This is a genomic window from Janthinobacterium sp. NKUCC06_STL, from assembly GCF_019345455.1.
Taxonomy (GTDB): domain Bacteria; phylum Pseudomonadota; class Gammaproteobacteria; order Burkholderiales; family Burkholderiaceae_D; genus Janthinobacterium; species Janthinobacterium rivuli.
In genome coordinates this window covers 94,930-112,028 of sequence record NZ_JAHKQY010000014.1, presented here as the reverse complement: position 1 = coordinate 112,028, position 17,099 = coordinate 94,930, and the positions used below count along the sequence as shown (strand labels likewise).

10 protein-coding genes are annotated in these 17,099 nt (G+C 64.6%); 5 read left to right on the top strand and 5 right to left on the bottom strand.

The genetic code is table 11. The annotated features are described in order from the left end of the window. Positions 1–40: 40 nt before the first annotated feature. The gene (locus tag KO539_RS28270) at positions 41–4,465 is read right to left on the bottom strand and encodes a translocation/assembly module TamB domain-containing protein (RefSeq protein ID WP_219313505.1); all 4,425 of its coding nucleotides are present in this window, start codon (positions 4,463–4,465) and stop codon (positions 41–43) included. Continuing rightward, a complete protein-coding gene (locus KO539_RS28265) occupies positions 4,465–6,372 on the bottom strand; it encodes an autotransporter assembly complex family protein (RefSeq protein ID WP_219313503.1) in 1,908 nt (635 codons plus the stop codon). Before KO539_RS28265 ends, KO539_RS28270 begins: the two co-directional genes overlap by 1 nt. A gap of 221 nt (positions 6,373–6,593) precedes the next feature. On the opposite strand from KO539_RS28265, the gene queC reads away from it, so the two are divergent. Beyond that, positions 6,594–7,307: a 7-cyano-7-deazaguanine synthase QueC gene (gene queC, locus KO539_RS28260; protein WP_035824294.1), complete on the top strand. Its 714-nt coding sequence runs from the start codon at positions 6,594–6,596 to the stop codon at positions 7,305–7,307. An 81-nt stretch (positions 7,308–7,388) separates the two neighbouring features. Then, complete coding sequence (locus KO539_RS28255; protein WP_219313502.1) at positions 7,389–8,306, top strand: sterol desaturase family protein; 918 nt, start codon at positions 7,389–7,391, stop codon at positions 8,304–8,306. On the opposite strand, the gene KO539_RS28250 is transcribed toward KO539_RS28255, so the two are convergent. Next, on the bottom strand, positions 8,290–9,009 hold the full coding sequence (locus KO539_RS28250; RefSeq protein ID WP_219313501.1) for an AraC family transcriptional regulator: 720 nt from the start codon (positions 9,007–9,009) through the stop codon (positions 8,290–8,292). The two genes, KO539_RS28255 and KO539_RS28250, sit on opposite strands and share 17 nt — an antisense overlap. Before the next feature lie 224 nt (positions 9,010–9,233). Here KO539_RS28250 and KO539_RS28245 point away from each other — a divergent pair, with 224 nt between their 5' ends. Next, on the top strand, positions 9,234–12,278 hold the full coding sequence (locus tag KO539_RS28245; RefSeq protein WP_257626524.1) for a CHASE domain-containing protein: 3,045 nt from the start codon (positions 9,234–9,236) through the stop codon (positions 12,276–12,278). On the opposite strand, the gene KO539_RS28240 is transcribed toward KO539_RS28245, so the two are convergent. Further along, positions 12,279–12,653 carry a hypothetical protein gene (locus KO539_RS28240; protein ID WP_219313500.1) on the bottom strand — a complete coding sequence of 125 codons (375 nt, stop codon included), beginning with the start codon at positions 12,651–12,653 and terminating at the stop codon, positions 12,279–12,281. Between the two features lie 211 nt (positions 12,654–12,864). Between KO539_RS28240 and KO539_RS28235 the strand changes: the two genes are divergently transcribed. Both KO539_RS28235 and KO539_RS28230 read left to right on the top strand, forming a co-directional pair. Continuing rightward, complete coding sequence (locus tag KO539_RS28235) at positions 12,865–13,101, top strand: hypothetical protein (protein ID WP_152598828.1); 237 nt, start codon at positions 12,865–12,867, stop codon at positions 13,099–13,101. A gap of 122 nt (positions 13,102–13,223) precedes the next feature. Further along, entirely contained in the window at positions 13,224–13,733 is a 510-nt protein-coding gene (locus KO539_RS28230; RefSeq protein ID WP_035824298.1) for a hypothetical protein, read from the top strand. Positions 13,734–13,899: 166 nt separating this feature from the next. Here KO539_RS28230 and KO539_RS28225 read toward each other — a convergent pair whose 3' ends face one another. Continuing rightward, positions 13,900–17,079 (bottom strand): efflux RND transporter permease subunit, encoded by a 3,180-nt coding sequence (locus tag KO539_RS28225; protein WP_219313499.1) that lies wholly within the window; start codon positions 17,077–17,079, stop codon positions 13,900–13,902. Positions 17,080–17,099 lie beyond the last annotated feature (20 nt).

Sequence of the window (17,099 nt, the reverse complement as noted above, 5' to 3'; positions counted from 1 at the left end):
CAACGCCCCGCGTAATCCGACGACATTGTTGGCCGCCAATCTAATCAAACGCCCACGTGTACAACACGTCGAGCGCATTGTTCGTGCCCGTCTGGAATTGCAAAGTGATGCGGCGGTTCAGCTTATAACGCAGCTTGACCAGGCTCGTCGCCGTGCTCGTGCCTTGCTCGAACGTCAGGTAGGCGCGCGACGACAGGCGCTTGCCGACGGTGACGACCGTGCTTTCCAGCCCTTGCGCCTGCGACAGGCCCACTTCATCGAGTCCCAGCGAACTGGCCAGCTTGCCCTGCAAGCCGCCGCCGGAGCCGCCGAAGAGGGCGCCTGCAGCCGTCGTCAAGAGGGCCATTTCATCGCCAGCCGCCGTTTCCGCGCCGTGACCGAGGATCAGCCAGGCCAGCTTGTCGCTGTCCGACACGCTCGGCGTGGAGACCAGCTTGGCCGTCGGCGCCTGGGCCGTGCCGCGCACTTCCACGCCCGCTTCCACATTCGTTTCCGACAAGGCTTCGCCTTCGGGACGCTTGCGCACGGCCAGGATGTTCAGCGACGGGTTGTCGTAGGCGCCCGTGAAGGCGATCAAGCCCCGTTCGATCGACAGCTTTTGTCCGTAGGCCGCGTACTGGCCGCTGGTGACCTTGATGCTGCCCGTCACGCGCGGCGCGGCGCGGTTGATGACCCTGGCGCGCACATTGCCGGCCAGGTCCGCATCGATGCCCATGCCGCGCAGGTGGAAGGCGTTGCCCAGGTCGAATTCAAGGTCGATATTCAGGGGCAGTGTCGGCGCTTCCTTGCCGCCCTTGACTTCCTTGCCCAGCACCACCACGTCGCTGCTTTGCGTCGGCGTGTCTTGCGGCGCCAGTTCGATCAGCGCGCGGTTGGCCTTGAACTTGCCCTCGAAGCTGAAGCGCTTGTCGTTGCGCACCAGGGTGCTGTTGCCCGACAGGATCAAGGTACGGTCAGGGCGCGACAGCGCCTGCAGGCGGTCGGCCATCAATTTCAGCTCCAGGCTTGCTTCGCCATTCGCAAAGCGTACCCAGCCATCTGCCTGCACCTTGCCATCGCCGCCGTCAAAGCTCAGGCGCTGCAGTTGCAATTGATCGCCGGCCAGCTTGGCTTGCAGCACGCCATTGCGCAATTTCAAGCCCTGGTCGGCCCAGTTCACCAGCAACTTGCTGCCGTTGATGTCGCCATTTAACTGCGGCGCGCCGATGGTGCCGCTGCCAGCCAGCGCCACCTTCAGGGCGCCGCCCAGTTCCAGGCCTGGCTGGCCCGTCAGCGGCGCCAGCCAGGCCAGTGTATCGATGCTGGTGGTGCCCGTCAGCGAGAGGGCGCTGTCGTTGCTGATGCGCCCGCCCAGCATTTGCACAGTGGCATTGATGTCGCTCAGGCCCGCGCGCGCGCCATCGAGTTTCACGGCCAGGCGCAGCTGCTGGTTGGCCACGTCCACTCTTGCATCGAGGGTGCGCAAGCCCAGCGCCAGCGGCTGTTCCACGCCGACCGTCACGTCGCCTTTTTCGCGGTAGATGTGCAGCATGCCGGCCAAAGATGGATCTTTCTGCTTGGCCGTCGGCACTTGCATGTCGAGCGACCATTGCGCGCCCAGGGTCAGGTCGCTGCGCGCATTGGCTTGCAGCGCCGGAATCACTTGTGCCAGATAGGTCAGCGCCACGCCGGCCGCCTGGCCGGAACTGGTCCAGCGGGGGCCGTTCTTGACGAGGCTTTGCATGGTGATGCTGCCTGCCGGTAATTTGATGACCGTGTTGCCCACGCTGATCTGTTCCGGCTGGCCCAGGCCCGCCACGCCGCTGCCGGCAGGACCGGCCACTTTGACGGGCACGGGCGCTTGCAGCACGAGCGCATAGCGGCCCTTGTTTTGCAGGCTGTCGATGGTGCCCGTCCAGCTGGCGCCGCTCTGGCTGCCGCGGATTTGCACGGTGGCGTCGAAATCGTCGTTGCGCGCCGCCAGGTTCACCGTATGGCTGCCGCGCGTGCCCGTCGTGCCCAGGCGGGCGCTGGCCAGCTTGAAGGTGGGCGTGCTGTAGCCCGTGATGTCCAGGCTGCTGACCATGGGGTCGAGCGCGCCTTGGCCGGCGCCCACACTGGCGCTGCCTTTGATGGATTTCAGTTGCTGGTCGCCAAAGAAGGTCAGGTCACGGCCATCGAGCGTCAGTTGCGCGGCGGGTGCATCCATCTTGCCCGAGACGGAGCCGGCTGCCTGCAGCACGCCGGCAAAGCGCGGGCCCAGAGTCGACAGTTGCGGCGCATCGAGTTTCCATGTCAGCTTGTCGGTGGCGCCACCGAGCGCGCCCTTGGCCAGCAGGCTGTTCGGCCCCAGGCGCAATTCCGTATCGACGCTGTCGATGCGTTTCGCGTTAGCGGACAGTTTGGCGTAGCCGGCCAGCGGCGCGTTTTGCAGGGTCGATTCGCGCAGGGCCAGGTTGAGGGCCACTTGCCAGTCGCCGCTCAGGCGGCCGTTGCCGTTGAAGTCCGCATTGACGTTGCCGTTGGGCAGTGATGCACCAAACGTGGCCGGGTTGATCTTTTGCAAGGAACCCGTCATTTTCAGTTCCGCTGTCTGCTTCGGCCCAGTCAGGCCCACGTCGCCGCTGGCGTGGATGGCGCTGTCGGCTGCGGGACGCTTGCCGCTGGTGAGGCCCAATCCTTTTGCATCGGCAACAAAGCTCGTGCGCGGCTGCTGCATCGTGCCTTGCACCACGCCACTGGCCAGCACGCTGCCCAGCAAGTCGCCCTGCAGGGCGGAAAGTTGCCGCGCATCGACATTCCAGTTGAGCTTTTCGCCGGCGCCGCCAAAGTTGCCCTTGGCCGTCACGTTGTTCTTGCCCAGTGCCAATTGCACGTCGATGCCGCTGAAATGGGCCGCGTCGGCTGTCAGCTTGCCCTTGCCCGACAGAGGCTGGTCGAGCAGCTTGCTGGGGCGCACGGTAAAGTCCGCATTCGCCAGCCATGTTGGCGCCACGTGGCCGCTGGCGCGCACGTCGAGGTTCAGGTCGGCCACGGGGAAGGCGCCGAAGTCGGCAGGGTTCAGGCGGCTGGTGCTGGCCACGGCCTTGAAGGGCTGCTCGTCCTTCAGGCTGATCTGGCCCGTCGCATTGACGCTGCTTTTGCCTGCTTGCAAGGTCGCCTTGCGCAATTGCACCAAGGAATCGGCCAGGGTGGCTTCCACATCCAGGCGCAGCTTGGCTTCGCCCAGTTTGGCGCGCAGGGTCTGCGTCTTGCCGTCGCTGTCGAGCACGATGTCGCCGACGATCTTGGTGCTGTTGATGCTGCTGTACATGTGCTGCAAGTCGATCTTGTCCGTGTGCAAGGTCAATTGCGCATTGCCGATGGGCGCATTGGCAGCGTCGCGGTTGAGCTTGCCGCTACCCGTGAATTTGCCCGCGTTGCCGAAATCGATGATGGCCGATTCGAGCGTGGTGGCCGTCAGGGTGCCGCCCAGGCGCGCTTCGAACTGGCGCAGCGGCAGCTTTTGCTGGTCGATGGGGCCCGGTGTGGCGTGATTGAAGATGGCCAGCTTGCCCGACACGGTTTGCTTGGTTGGCCGCGTGTCGATGGCGGCGTCGAGTTCCAGGCTCAGGTCCGCCTGCGGCAAGGTGGCGTCGAACTTGCCCGGATTGATGTTGCGGCCACGGATATTGGCCGAGCGCAGGATGATGACGGGGTCGAACGGCGCCAGCGCCAGCTGGGCGTCGGCCGTGGCCGCGCCCGCGCTGCCCTTGGCCGTCACGTTCAGCACGTTCAGGTCGCCGCCCAGCTGCAGCGCCAGGGCGGCCGGTTTTTCGCCGGCGGCGGGGTTGAGCTGCGTCAAGCCGACCTTGCCTGAGAGTTTGAACGGCTGCGTGGCAGCAATCTTCGCGCTGGCCGTGGCCTGGCCGAACGGTGTCAGCGCCGAGGCGTCTTCCAGCTGCCATTGGGTCTTGTCGCCGGACAAGGTGAAGTGAATCTTTTCAAATACCGTGTTGCCGCCCGCGCTGACCAGGGTGACCTTGTCCAGGCGCGCGTCGGCAATGCCGATCTTGAACGGCGCGGCCAGGCTGGCGGGCATGGTCGATGGTTCCTCGGACGGCGCCGTACTTTCCACGGACAGGCTGGCCACGTGCAGTTCGCTGATGGCGATGCCTTCCGAGAAGAACTGAAACGGCGACCAGTTGATGTCGATATTGTCGGCCGTGATGTGCTGCGTCTTGCTGCGGTAGCTGACGTGGCCCAGGTGCATGCGGTTGTACAGCGAGCCGGACACGCCCGACACTTCGATCTCGCCGCCGCTGGCGCTGGCCACTTTTTGCACCAGCATCTGCAAGGTCGACTCGCGGCCCAGGAACCAGAAGGCGCCGCCCAGCAGCACGGCCAGGCTGGCGATGGCGATCAGTGTGTAGCGCACCCAGCGGCGCGGTTTTTTCGCCGGCGGCGGAGGGACGGCGCCGGGCGATTCGGTAGTCATATCGGACATCAGAAAGTGAATCCCAGAGAGAAGTGCAAACGGTAGGCGTGGACGGCGTGGCCGTACGCCACGTCGACATTGATGGGGCCGACGGGGCTCTTGTAGCGTCCCCCCAGGCCGTAGCCCGACTTCGGCGTCATGGCCGCTTTCACGGTATCGGCCGCGTTGCCGGCGTCATAGAAGGCGGCAATGGCCCACTTCGGCTTGAACCAGTACTGGTATTCGGCGCTGCCGGTGAGCATGTAGCGCCCGCCTACCGTGGCGTCGCCTTCCTTGACGCCCAGTTCCTGGTAGGCATAGCCGCGCACCGACTGGTCGCCGCCCGCGCGGAACAGGTAGACGGCCGGCACGCCGCGTTTTTCCTTCGAACCGAGCGCGCCCATTTCGCCACGCACGATCAGCTCGCCTTTTTCACCGAGCGGACGGTAATACACGGCCTTGCCGGCCACGCGCACGAAGCGCTCATCCGTCAGCACGGGCAGCAGGGCGCCGCCCACCTGGGCGTTGATGACATAGCCCTTGGTGGGGAACAGCAGGCTGTCGAGGCTGCGCTTGGTGATGGCATAGGTCAGCGGCAAGCTCTTGCTGCGCGTCTGTTCCAGGCCGACGACGGTCTTGTCTTCGCTGAGGAACTCGAACGTCAGGCTGCGCTCGAGGTTGGTGCCGCCCCAGTTGCGCTTGGCCGAAATGGTCGTGACGGCCGTGATTTCGTTGGAAATGTCGCTGCGCTCGAACGAGGCGCCCGCGCTGTCGTTGTAGCCGCGCTCAGTGGTGGGGAAATAAAAATTGGCGTGCGCCGCCTGTTTCTTCGTTTCCATGGTGATCGCGCTCTTGAAGCGCGTACCCCACACGTTCAGGTTGTCATAGTTGAGCTGGGCGCGATTGCCCGTATTCGTACTGAAACCGAGACCGGCGCTGACGTTCTGCTGCTTGTTTTCCGTCACGCGCACCACCAGTGGCAACAGCGGCGCGGGGCCGCGGTTGACGGGTTTCGTCATGGCGCCACCTTCGGCCTCGGCCGCCTGGCTTTCCTGGCCCGCCTCGATCTGCTCGCCCAGGATGCTGCTCATGTCGGCGCTCACTTCCACGCTGGCAAAGTAGCCCGTGTCCTGCAGGCGCGCCTGGAACGATTGCAGCGCTGATTCGCTGTAGTATTCACCCGGACGTATCTTGTCGAGGTTGCGGATGATGGCTTCCGGGTAGCGTTTCAGGCCTTCGATGCGCAGCTCGCCGAAGCGCAGTTCGGGGCCGCTGTCGAGCACCACCAGCAGGGATACCTTGTGCGTTTCCGGATCGACCACGGCTTGCGTGTCGACCAGCTGGGCGCGCGGGTAGCGCGTCTGCACCACTTCGCGCAGCAGGGCGCGCTTGGCCGCTTCCCAGTCGGACTGGCGAAACACGCTGCCCGTCTTCAGGGCCCAGCTGCGTTTCAGGGCTTCCGTATCGTAGGGTTCGCTGGCGGCCAGCGGCGGCGTAGGATCGAAGCCGCGCAATTCCAGTTCGACCTTGTCGATGGTCGCGGGCTGGCCCGGATCGACGTCGACGATGACGACGGGTTTGGCGCCCGTCGTATCGACGCGCACCGTGACGACGGGCGTGTAATAGCCGGCCGTGGCGATGAGGTTTTTGGCTTCTTCGGGCGTAGCGCGCACGAGGCGCCGCAATTGCTCGCGGTCCATGCGCGGGTTGCCGCGGAAGCGTTCCAGGTCCAGGTTTTTTTCAAGCAACTCATCGAGGTCGCCGGGCGCGTTGACCTTGACCTCGTACTGCAGCGGGGCGGGCGCCGCCTCCGTGCTGGCGGGGCTGTCGGCAACGGCGTCTTGCGGGCGCTCTTGCGCCGCCTCCTGCGCGCCGGCATGGGCGATGGGAAACAGCAATATGGCACCGCCGGCGGCGGCCAGTGTCAGTTGACCCATTGCTTTTGTCACTACTTGTGCCAAAATTCGTGGTCGTATCGCCTTGCCGGCAGCCGTATGCCGTATGGGTCGTGCAGAAAACATGGTGCTCCAGATGAGTAAATGCTGACTGCATGTTACCGGAATAGGTAAACTGATGGCGGACGAATAAGTATTTTTTGCATGGGGAATTCGTTTCCCCACGCACTATTGCAACAGATAAAAACATAGAAAGAAAATTTATGCTAGCAACGGACTCCGCACTGGTGCTGTTTAGCGGTGGACAAGATTCCACTACCTGCCTGGCCTGGGCCTTGAAGCACTATAAGCGCGTCGAAACCATCGGCTTTGATTATGGCCAGCGCCATGCGATCGAGCTGACCGTGCGCCCCGGCGTACTGGAACAGATGCGCCAGCAGTCGCCCGAGTGGGACAGCCGCCTGGGCCAGGATCACATGATCGACCTGTCGCTCATTTCCGCCATTTCCGACACGGCCATGACGCAGAACGTCGAGATCGTCATGCAGGAAAACGGCTTGCCGAACACCTTTGTTCCTGGACGCAACTTGCTGTTCATGACAGTGGCCGCCACCGTGGCGTATCGCCGCGGCTTGACGGTGCTGGTGGGCGGCATGTGCGAGACGGATTTCTCCGGCTACCCGGATTGCCGCGACGACACGATGAAGGCCCTGCAAGTGGCCCTGAACCTGGGCATGAATACGCGATTGAAGCTGGAAACGCCGCTGATGTGGCTGGACAAGGCGCAAAGCTGGGACCTGGCGGAAGACCTGGGCGGCCAGCCGCTGGTGGACCTGATCCGCAGCGGCACGCATACGTGCTACCTGGGCGAACGGGGCGAGCTGCACGACTGGGGCTATGGCTGCGGCACCTGCCCCGCCTGCGCCCTGCGCGCGAATGGCTACCAGCAATACGCTGCGCGCAAGGCAGCAAAGTAAAAAACAGTTTGCGCCGTTTCTTCAAGCGGCGCGGCGGAGAGAGCAGCCATGCTGTGGTTTTTGCCACAGGAGCGTCTTGCCATGAAATCCCTCTTTGCCGCGCTGTACGGCCCCGTGTTCTGGGCCGGCTTCATCGGCGCCGCCAGTTACCTGATTGCGGTGTGCCACTATTCCTTCTGGGTCTTGCCGCCCTTGCTGCTGCTGGCCCTGCTCACTTCCTTTCTTGCCGAACGCTATGCACCGTATGACGGCGTGTGGAACGACGCTCACGGCGATGGCTGGCGCGATACGCTGCATGCGCTCGTCAATGAAGCGCTGTACCTGCTGGGCCTGGCTGCCTTTCCCTTGCTGGCCGGGCACCTGGCGCTGGGCGCATTCTGGCCTGTCCAGCTGCCGTTCTGGACGCAGCTGCTGCTGGCCATCCTGATTGCCGACTGCGGCATCACGCTCGTGCATTACTTGAGCCACCGCTATTATTTTCTGTGGAAACTGCATGCCGTGCATCACAGCGTGCAGCGCATGTACGGTTTCAATGGCTGGATGAAACATCCGCTGCATTTGCTGCTGGAAGCGGCGGGCGGCATGCTGCCCTTGTTGCTGCTGGGCATACCTGAGAAGGTCATGGCCGTGCTGGCGTTTGCCGTGGCGATCCAGTTGCTGCTGCAGCACGCGAATGTCGACATGCGCATGGGGCCGCTGCGCCATGTATTCGCCTGGGCGCCCCTGCACCGTTTTCATCACATGAAATACGGCACGGCCGGCGACGTGAATTTCGGCCTGTTTTTTACCTGCTGGGACCGCTTGCTGGGCACGGCCTTCGACGCGCCCGGCTACCGCATGCGGGGCGAAGATCTGGGCATCGGCAGCCGTCCCGATTACCCGCCCGCATATGGAGCGCAACTGATCGAACCGTTCCGCGCGGAAGAGGGCGTGCGCGCGCCCGAGTTGCCGGCCGGCTTGAAGCAGGCGCTCAAGCGCGTCATCAATCGAGCAGCTTGACGTCGAGCTGGCGCAGGCTGCGGTCGGCGCGCACGCCGAACAGGCTGCGCATGGTGCGCGAAAAATGCGCGGCATCGGCAAAGCCGGCACCGTGGGCCGCCTGCGTCAGGGTACTGCCGAGCAAGATGAAACGGATGGCCAGGCGCAGGCGGCGCCACAGCACCAGCCGCCGCACGGGCAAGCCCAGCTGGGCGCTGAACAGGCGTTCCAGCTGGCTCAGCGACAAATGCGCGGCCTCGGCCACGGCCGCCGCGCTGACCTTGCCCGACAGCAGCGCGTCGACCTTGTCCAGCGCCCGCCGCAAGCGGGGATCGGGCAAGTGCTCGCGTGGCTGCGCCTGCAGCGCGGCAGCCAGATTGTCCAGGCTGGGCACGCCCGCGCTGCCGGCCGCGGCCAGCAGGGCCGCGCCGCTCAGGCGCTGCGGTTCCGCATAGATGGTCAGCATGGGCGCTGGCGCGGCCAGGATGGCGTGCGGGCGCAGGCTATCGACCAGCAAGTGCCGCGCCGTGTGGACGATGCCGTCGAGCTCGGCCGTGAAAGGCGCCCCCGTGCTCAGCATCAGCTGGTGCGCATAATGGGCGTGGCTGTCCGTGGCGCCCGCTGCGCCATGCAAGATGGCAAAGTCCGGCGCCAGCCAGAGTGTTCCCTGCCAGCTATCGTGCTGCAAACGCGGCTCCTCGGTGATGGATTGCGGGGCGATCATACCAGTGTCGGGCGATGGTTTTCATGGCATCGAATTTTCCTGGAGTACACATCATTGCATCGATGAAATGTGTGCTCTTTTTAATACAATATTCAGCATTGCAAGGGCGCCTGCTGTAACGTACTATCATTCTCATCGACTACCGATGGTAATCGTGCAGCCCGCCGCCAGCCATGTTGCTGGTCGTGTAGCGGTTTGATGTCCGTTCTGCCTGTCAGCCTGTCATGCCTACACGCGCGTCTTCGTCGTGGTTTGCCCGGCCAGTGTCGCACTGGGTGGGACCGCGCGTGTTGGCCGCCCTGGTGCTGGCGCTGTGCCTGGGATTGACGTATGGCGCCTGGCGCAATGCCGACAACGCCAGCGAACAGCAGGTGCAGGCCGATTTCGATTTCCGCGTGCGCGAACTGGTCAATAACATTGTCGGCCGCATGCAGACCTACATCCAGGTGCTGCACGGGGTGCAGGGACTGTATGCCAGTTCGCAGGAAGTCACGCGCCGCGAATTCCATGCCTATTTGGCGGCGCAGCAGGTGGATCGCCACTTTCCCGGCATCCACGGCATCGGCTACCTGCCGCTGTTGTCCGGCGCCGCCCTGGCGCGGCACGAGGCCGGCGTGCGCGCGGACGGCTATCCCGGCTATGCGGTGCGTCCGCACAGCCAGCGCGACTGGCATGCGCCCATCACTTATCTGGAACCTTTAAGCGAGAGCAATCTGCTGGCCTTCGGCTACGACATCGGCTCCGAACCCGTGCGCCGCGCCGCGCTCGAGCAGGCGCGCGACACGGGGCAAGCGGCCATGACGGGCAAGATCCACCTGGTGCAGGATGGCGGCAGCGCTCAGGCGCATGGCTTCCTCGTCGTCTTGCCCGTGTATGACAATGGCTTGCTGCATGGTAGCGTGGCGCAGCGCCGCGCCGCCTTGCGCGCCTGGGTGTTTGCGCCATTTCGCATGGGCGACCTGATGGCGGGCGTGGGCGGCGAGAGCGCGCGCCAGCTGGACCTGGAAATCTATGATGGCGCGCAATTGTCCGAGGCGGCCCTGATGTATGACAGCTTGCCGGGCGCCCTGTCGTCTGCCGCCTCGGACAGCCTGGTGTCGCGGCAAGCGATCAGCATTGCCGGCCATGCCTGGACCTTGCGCGTGCGCACCATGCCGGGCTTCGATGGCGAATTGCTGGCGCGCCCCCGCCTGGTGGCCTGGACGGGGCTGCTGGCCAGCATCGTGCTGGCGCTGGCCACGTGGCTGCTGGCGGCGGGCCGCGCCCGCGCCCAGGCGGCGCTGGCGCGTTCGAGCGAACTGACGGGCCAGCTGGAGCAGGGGCAGGCGAGCGTGCTGGCGATGGCCGAGGCGGCGCAGCGCAGCCAGGCCATGCTGCGCAGCATTCTCGATTCGACCATCGACGGCATTCTGGTCGACAATATCGATGGCCGCATCTTCACCTCGAACCGGCGTTTCCGCGATTTGTGGCAAGTGCCCGATGCGCTCGACTGGCAAGCCGATGGCGCGGCGCTGGTGCGCCATGTGGAAAGCCAGCTGGAGCAGGCCGCGCCTTTCCTCGGGGCACGCACCCACGCGCCGCACGGCCACCGCGAGCGGCGCGACGTGCTGCATCTGCGCGATGGACGGGTGGTCGAGCAATATGTGCGCAGCATGCAACTGGGCAATGAGCAGGCGCGCCTGTGGACCTTCCGCGATATCAGCGAGCGCAGCCAGATGGAGCGGCGCGAGCATACTCGGCGGCAAGTGCTGGAAATGCTGGCCACGGGCGCGCCGCTGGAACGGGTGCTGGAAAGCGTGGTGCTGAGCGTGCAAGCGGACCATCCGGCCATGCTGTGCAGCATCTTGCTGCTCGATGAAAGCCGCCACCGCCTGGTGCTGGGCGCGGCGCCCAGCTTGCCCGCGTTTTTCAACCTGTCCAGCCATGGCCATGACCTCGACACTCTGCAGGGCGTGCATGGCATCGCCGCGCAAGCGCTGCGCGACGGCCTGCGCGTGATCGTCGGCGACTTGCATACGGTTGCCGATGCACAAGAGACGATGGAACTGGCGTGGCGGGCCCAGCTGCAATCGTGCTGGGCCGAACCCGTGCGTGGCGGCTCGGGCAAGCTGCTGGGCGTGCTGATGGCGTATCACCGCCAGCCCACGTTACCGGGCGCGGCGCACCTGGCGCGGCTGAGCGAGGCGGCGCACCTGGCCGGCATGGCCATCGAACAGGCGCAGGTGGCGCTGGCCCTGCGCGCGGGCGAAGCGCGTTTCCGCAGCCTGTACGACCATGCGCCCGTGGCCTTGTGGGAACAGGACTGGTCGGCCGTGCGCGCCGCGCTCGATGCCCTCGAGCAAGCGGGCGTACGCGACCTGGGCGCCCACTTCCAGGCCAGTCCGGACGCGCTGCGGCAACTGGCGGGCCTGGTGCGCATCATCGATGCGAACGGCGCCGCGCTGGCGCAGGTGCGCGCCAACGAGGACGACCAGCGCCGCGGTGCCTTGAGCCTGGCGCAGAATTTCGACGACAGTGCCTTGCCCCGTTTTGGCGATGCGCTGCTGGCGCTGGCTGGCGGCGCCCACCTGTACGAGTGCGAAAGCAGTTTCGTGCGTCTCGACGGGGCGGCGCGGCAAAATGAATTGAGCTTGCTGGTGATGCCCGGCCATGCGGACAGCCTCGATTTCGTCATGGTGTCCTCGCTCGACATCACCGAGCGCAAGCGCATGAATGCGGAATTGCTGCAACTGGCCACCACCGATTTCTTGACCGGCTTGCCGAACCGGCGCCACTTCATGGCCTCGCTGGAAAACGAGCATGCCCGCTTGCAGCGCGAGCTGGCCAGCTGCGCCAGCGTGCTGATGCTCGACATCGATCACTTCAAGCGCGTCAACGACGAATATGGCCACGCCGTGGGCGACGCCGTGCTGCGTCACCTGGGCGCGCTGATGTGCCAGGCCTTGCGCAAGGTCGACGTGCCGGGCCGCGTGGGTGGCGAAGAATTCGCCATCTTGCTGCCGGGTACCGACCTGGCGGCGGCGGCCGTGTTTGCGGAACGGCTGCGCCGGCGCGTGGCGGAAAGTTCGCTGACCATCGATGGCGGCATCGTGATCACCATTACGGTGAGCATCGGCATGGCCGCCATGGCCGGCACCGATGCCGATTGCGACGCCGTGCTGGCACGCGCCGACGAGGCGCTGTACCGGGCCAAGCGGGGCGGGCGCAACCGCATCGAGCAGAATGACGGCGGCGGCGACGGCGTGCTCAGCAAGTTCATGGCGCAGTGATTACAGGCTGTGCTGGCGCGCTTGCGCCTGTTTGCGGTTGCGGCTGACGATCAGCCAGACGATGGCGACGGGAATCAGCAGCGGCAGCAGCACGGGCGTGCTCAAGGCCAGCGCCAGCACCACGCCCAGAGCCACCACGGCGATCAGCACCACGCCGACTCCCGCCAGGACCACGCCCGTGACGACGGCGGCGCACACCACCGCAATGGCGGCGACCAGCAAGCCGCCGCCGGCAAACACCAGGCCGAACAGCCACTCCAGCGGACCGTCGACATCGTCGCCGTTGAACTGCATGTGCATGTCGCTGCCGCTGATCTTGTCGAGGAACAGGCAGGCGAGCATGACGATGAGGACGAAGGTGAGCAATTTTTTCATGGTAAGCCTCGGTGTGTGGGTGATGGGGTCTTGCATGGTCACACTGTAGGCGCGCGCCCGGCTGGCCGCCAGCGGCGTGCGACAGGCCGTCATTTTCACGGTATGGAAGGCGCTGGCGGGGCAAAAACGCTGATCTGGAACAAGATTTCTTTTCTTGTAATGTGCGCAAGCCGTCCTATACTGAATACCTCACTCTCGCAAGGAGGGCAACATGCTTTTGTTTGCAGATACCGGGGATCAATCGCTATCCCTTTCCCACCATCGAAGCACGCGCCAGCGTAGCGCCACGCAGTCTTGCGCCGAGCCCGTCGGCGCGCCATCGGCGATACCGCCGATCATCATCAATCCCTTTAATTACCATGCGCCGCTGCCGGCCATCGACCCGCGCTGGGTACCGCCCGGCCCGCCGCTGACCTGGCCCAACCGGCCTGCTATGTCCATGTGCTGACGGCTGCCTTGGTGGCAGGCTGGCTCGTGCCGTAGGACGTGCCGTTTCGCTTCCGGCGATGCGGCACGGGAGGGCGTTTTCGACTATCATGCTAGCCCCGACCTTCCACCACGAGCACCGCCATGAGTACCGATTTCCCCGACTTTTCCGACGAAGCAGCCGAGCCAGACAATGACGCCCCGATCCAGGAGCCGCGCCTGTGGGTAGGCAATGGCTGGACGGCGAGGGTGATCAAGAATGAGGAAGATGAAGGCTGGGCCGTGGCCATGATCAAGGATGGCGAGCCGGAGCCGGCGCTGGTGGGCCCGTGGACCATGGGCCGCGACAAGAAAAACCCGAAGCCGCTCGACGTCAACGCCTTCAATACCCTGGTCAAGACGGCGTCGGAAGTGCTGCGCCGCCATGAGCAGCAGCTGCATGCGCAACTGCACAAGAACCTGTTCGTCGCCACCGACGAGGGGCAAGTCAAGGTGATGTTCGACATCGTGCCCGACGAAGACCACCCGTACGCGGAACTGAGCGCCTACGACGCCGACGGCGAACAGATCGCCAAGGTGCGCACCTCGGCCGCGTTCAAGTTCAATGCCACGTCAGCGGCGAATTGGATCGAGGGCGGCTACCGCCGGCCGTAATCCGACGCCACCACCGGCGTCAACAATGTGTCGGATTACGCGCTTGCGCGCTAATCCGACCTACCTCTTGCGGCATACACCTGCCGGTACAGCAGCGGCAGGGCGTAGGTCGGATTAGGCCTGAAAGGCCGTAATCCGACGCCACCAGAGCCAACAATGTGTCGGATTACGTGTGCCCTTCGGCCACGCTCATCCGACCTGCCTCCTCTTCCACCTCCTCTTGCCTGCGGTACGCGAGCCGGTACAGCAGCGGCAGCACCAGCAAGGTCAATGCCGTCGACGACAAAATGCCGCCGATCACCACGGTGGCCAACGGACGCTGCACTTCGGCGCCCGTGCCCGTGGCGATGGCCATCGGCACGAAACCCAGCGAGGCCACCAGCGCCGTCATCAGCACGGGCCGCAAGCGCGTGATCGCTCCCTCGCGTATCGCCTCGTGCAAGGGCATGCCCTGTTCGCGCAGCTGACGGATGTAGGCGATCATCACGAGGCCGTTGAGCACGGCCACGCCGGACAGGGCGATGAAGCCGACGGCCGCCGAGATCGACATGGGGATGTCGCGCAGCCACAGGGCGACGATGCCGCCCGTCAAGGCGAACGGGATGCCGCTGAACACCAATAAACCATCCTTCACGTTGCCGAACATGGCAAACAGCAAGACGAACACGAGTGCCAAGGCCACGGGCACCACCAGTTCCAGGCGTTTCGTGGCCGACTGCAGTTGCTCGAACTGGCCGCCCCAGCTGGTCCAGTAGCCGGCGGGAATGGCCACCTGCGCTTGCAGTTGCTGCGTGGCGTCCGCCACGAACGAGCCGATATCGCGCCCGCGCACGTTGGCGCTGATGACGATGCGGCGCTTGCCGTCTTCGCGGCTGATCTGGTTCGGCCCCGGCGCTACTTGCAGGCTGGCCACTTCACCGAGCGGGATGAAGCGCGCGCGGCCTTCCGCCGCAGCACCCAGGGGCAGGGCGATGGGCAGGCGTTTGAGTTGCTCCAGGTCGCTGCGCAGGCTGTCGGGCAGGCGCACGACGATGTCGAAGCGGCGGTCGCCCTGGAACAGGGTGCCTGCCTCTTGCCCGCCGATGGCCGTGGCAATGGCCGCTTGCACGTCGGCAATGTTGAGGCCGTAGCGGGCCGTCTGCTCGCGGTCGATCTGCACCGTCAGCATGGGCAGGCCCGTCGTCTGCTCGACTTTCACCTCTGTTGCACCGGGAATTTTGCCCAGCACGCCGGCGATCTTCGCCGCCGTGCTGTCGAGGACAAGCATGTCATCGCCGAACAGTTTCACGGCCACGTCGCTGCGCACGCCGGAAATCAGTTCATTGAAGCGCAGCTGGATCGGTTGCGAAAACTCGTAGTTATTGCCGGGCAAGCTGGTGGCCGTCGCTTCGATTTCCGCCAGCAAGCGCTCGCGCGATTTTCCCGGTTCCGGCCATGCATCGCGGGGCTTGAGCATGATGTAGCCGTCGGAAATATTCGGCGGCATGGGGTCGGACGCGATCTCGGCCGTCCCCGTGCGGGCGAACACGCGGGCGATTTCCTTGTGGTTTGCCATCAGCTTGCTTTCCAGTTGCTGCTGCATGGCCAGCGATTGCGTCAAACTGGTGCCGGGGATGCGCAGGGCTTGGATGGCGATGTCGCCCTCGTTCAGGCTGGGCACGAACTCGCTGCCCATGCGCGTGGCCAGCAAGCCCGACAGCACGACGGCCACTGCCGCACCCGTCAGCACGACGGGTGTGTTGCGCATCACCTTGTCCAGCAGCGGCGCATACCAGCGCTTGGCGGCGCGCATGATGGCGTTTTCCTTCTCCGCCACCTTGTCGCCGATAAACAGCGCCACGGCGGCCGGAATGAAAGTGATCGACAGCAGCATGGCGCCCAGCAAGGCGATGACCACCGTCAGGGCCATCGGCGTGAACATGCGGCCTTCCACGCCCGTCAGCGCGAAGATGGGCAGGTACACGACCATGATGATCAGCTGGCCGTACAGCAAGGGCCGGCGCGCTTCTTGCGATGCCGCAAACACTTCGTGGAAACGTTCCTGCAAGGTTAATGGCCGTCCCAGTTTCTGCTGCGCATGGGCCAGGCGGCGCACGCAGTTTTCCACGATCACGACGGCGCCATCGATGATGATGCCGAAATCGAGCGCGCCCAAACTCATCAGGTTGGCGCTGACATGGTATTGCACCATGCCCGTAAACGTGAACAACATGGCCAGCGGAATCACCATGGCCGTGATGACGGCCGCGCGGATATTGCCGAGGAAGAGGAACAGGATGGCGATCACCAACACGGCGCCTTCGAGCAGGTTTTTCTTCACCGTATTGATGGCCTTGTCGACGAGGACCGTGCGGTCATACACGGTGACGGCGTGCACGCCTTTCGGCAGGCTGCGGTTTATTTCCACCATCTTTTTGTCGACGGCTTGCGAGACGGCGCGGCTGTTTTGCCCGATCAGCATGAAGACGGTACCGAGCACCACTTCACGGCCGTTTTCCGTGGCCGCGCCTGTGCGCAGCTCGCGTCCCAGCACCACGTCGGCCACGTCGCGGATGCGGATGGCCACGCCCTGCACATTGGCGACGACGATGTTGCCGATGTCGTCCCTGGATGCCACCTGGCCCGGTGCGCGTATCAGCAATTGCTCGCCCTGTTTTTCGATGTAGCCGGCGCCCACGTTGCTGTTGTTGCGTTCGAGCGCCGTCACCACGTCTTGCAGGCTGATGCCGTAGGCGGCCAGTTTTTCCGGGTAGGGCGCTACCTGGTATTGCTTGGCATAGCCGCCGATGGCATTGATTTCCGTCACGCCCGTGACGTTGCGCAACTGCGGCTTGATGATCCAGTCCTGGATTTCGCGCAAGTCCGTCGGCGTGTACGGCGTGCCGTCCGGCTTTTTCGCGCCGTCCTGCGTTTCCACCGTCCACAGGTAGATTTCGCCGAGGCCTGTAGACACGGGGCCCATCTTCGGCGTGATGCCGGCCGGCAAGCTTTCCTTGGCTTCCTGCAAGCGCTCGTTGATCATCTGGCGCGCAAAATAGATATCCGTGCCATCCTTGAAGATCACGGTCACTTGCGACAGGCCGTAGCGCGACAGCGAGCGCGTCTGCTCCAGGTTCGGCAAGCCGGCCATCGCCGTCTCGATGGGGAAGGTGACCCTCTGCTCGGTTTCCAGCGGCGAATAGCCGGCGGACTGGGTATTGATTTGCACCTGCACATTGGTGATGTCGGGCACGGCATCGATGGGCAGCTTTTGGTAACTGTAGATGCCGAGGCCAGCCATGGCGGCCACGGCCAGCATCACCAGCCAGCGCTGGTCGATGGCGAAGCGGATCAAGCGTTCAAACATGATGGTTTCCTTTAGTTTGA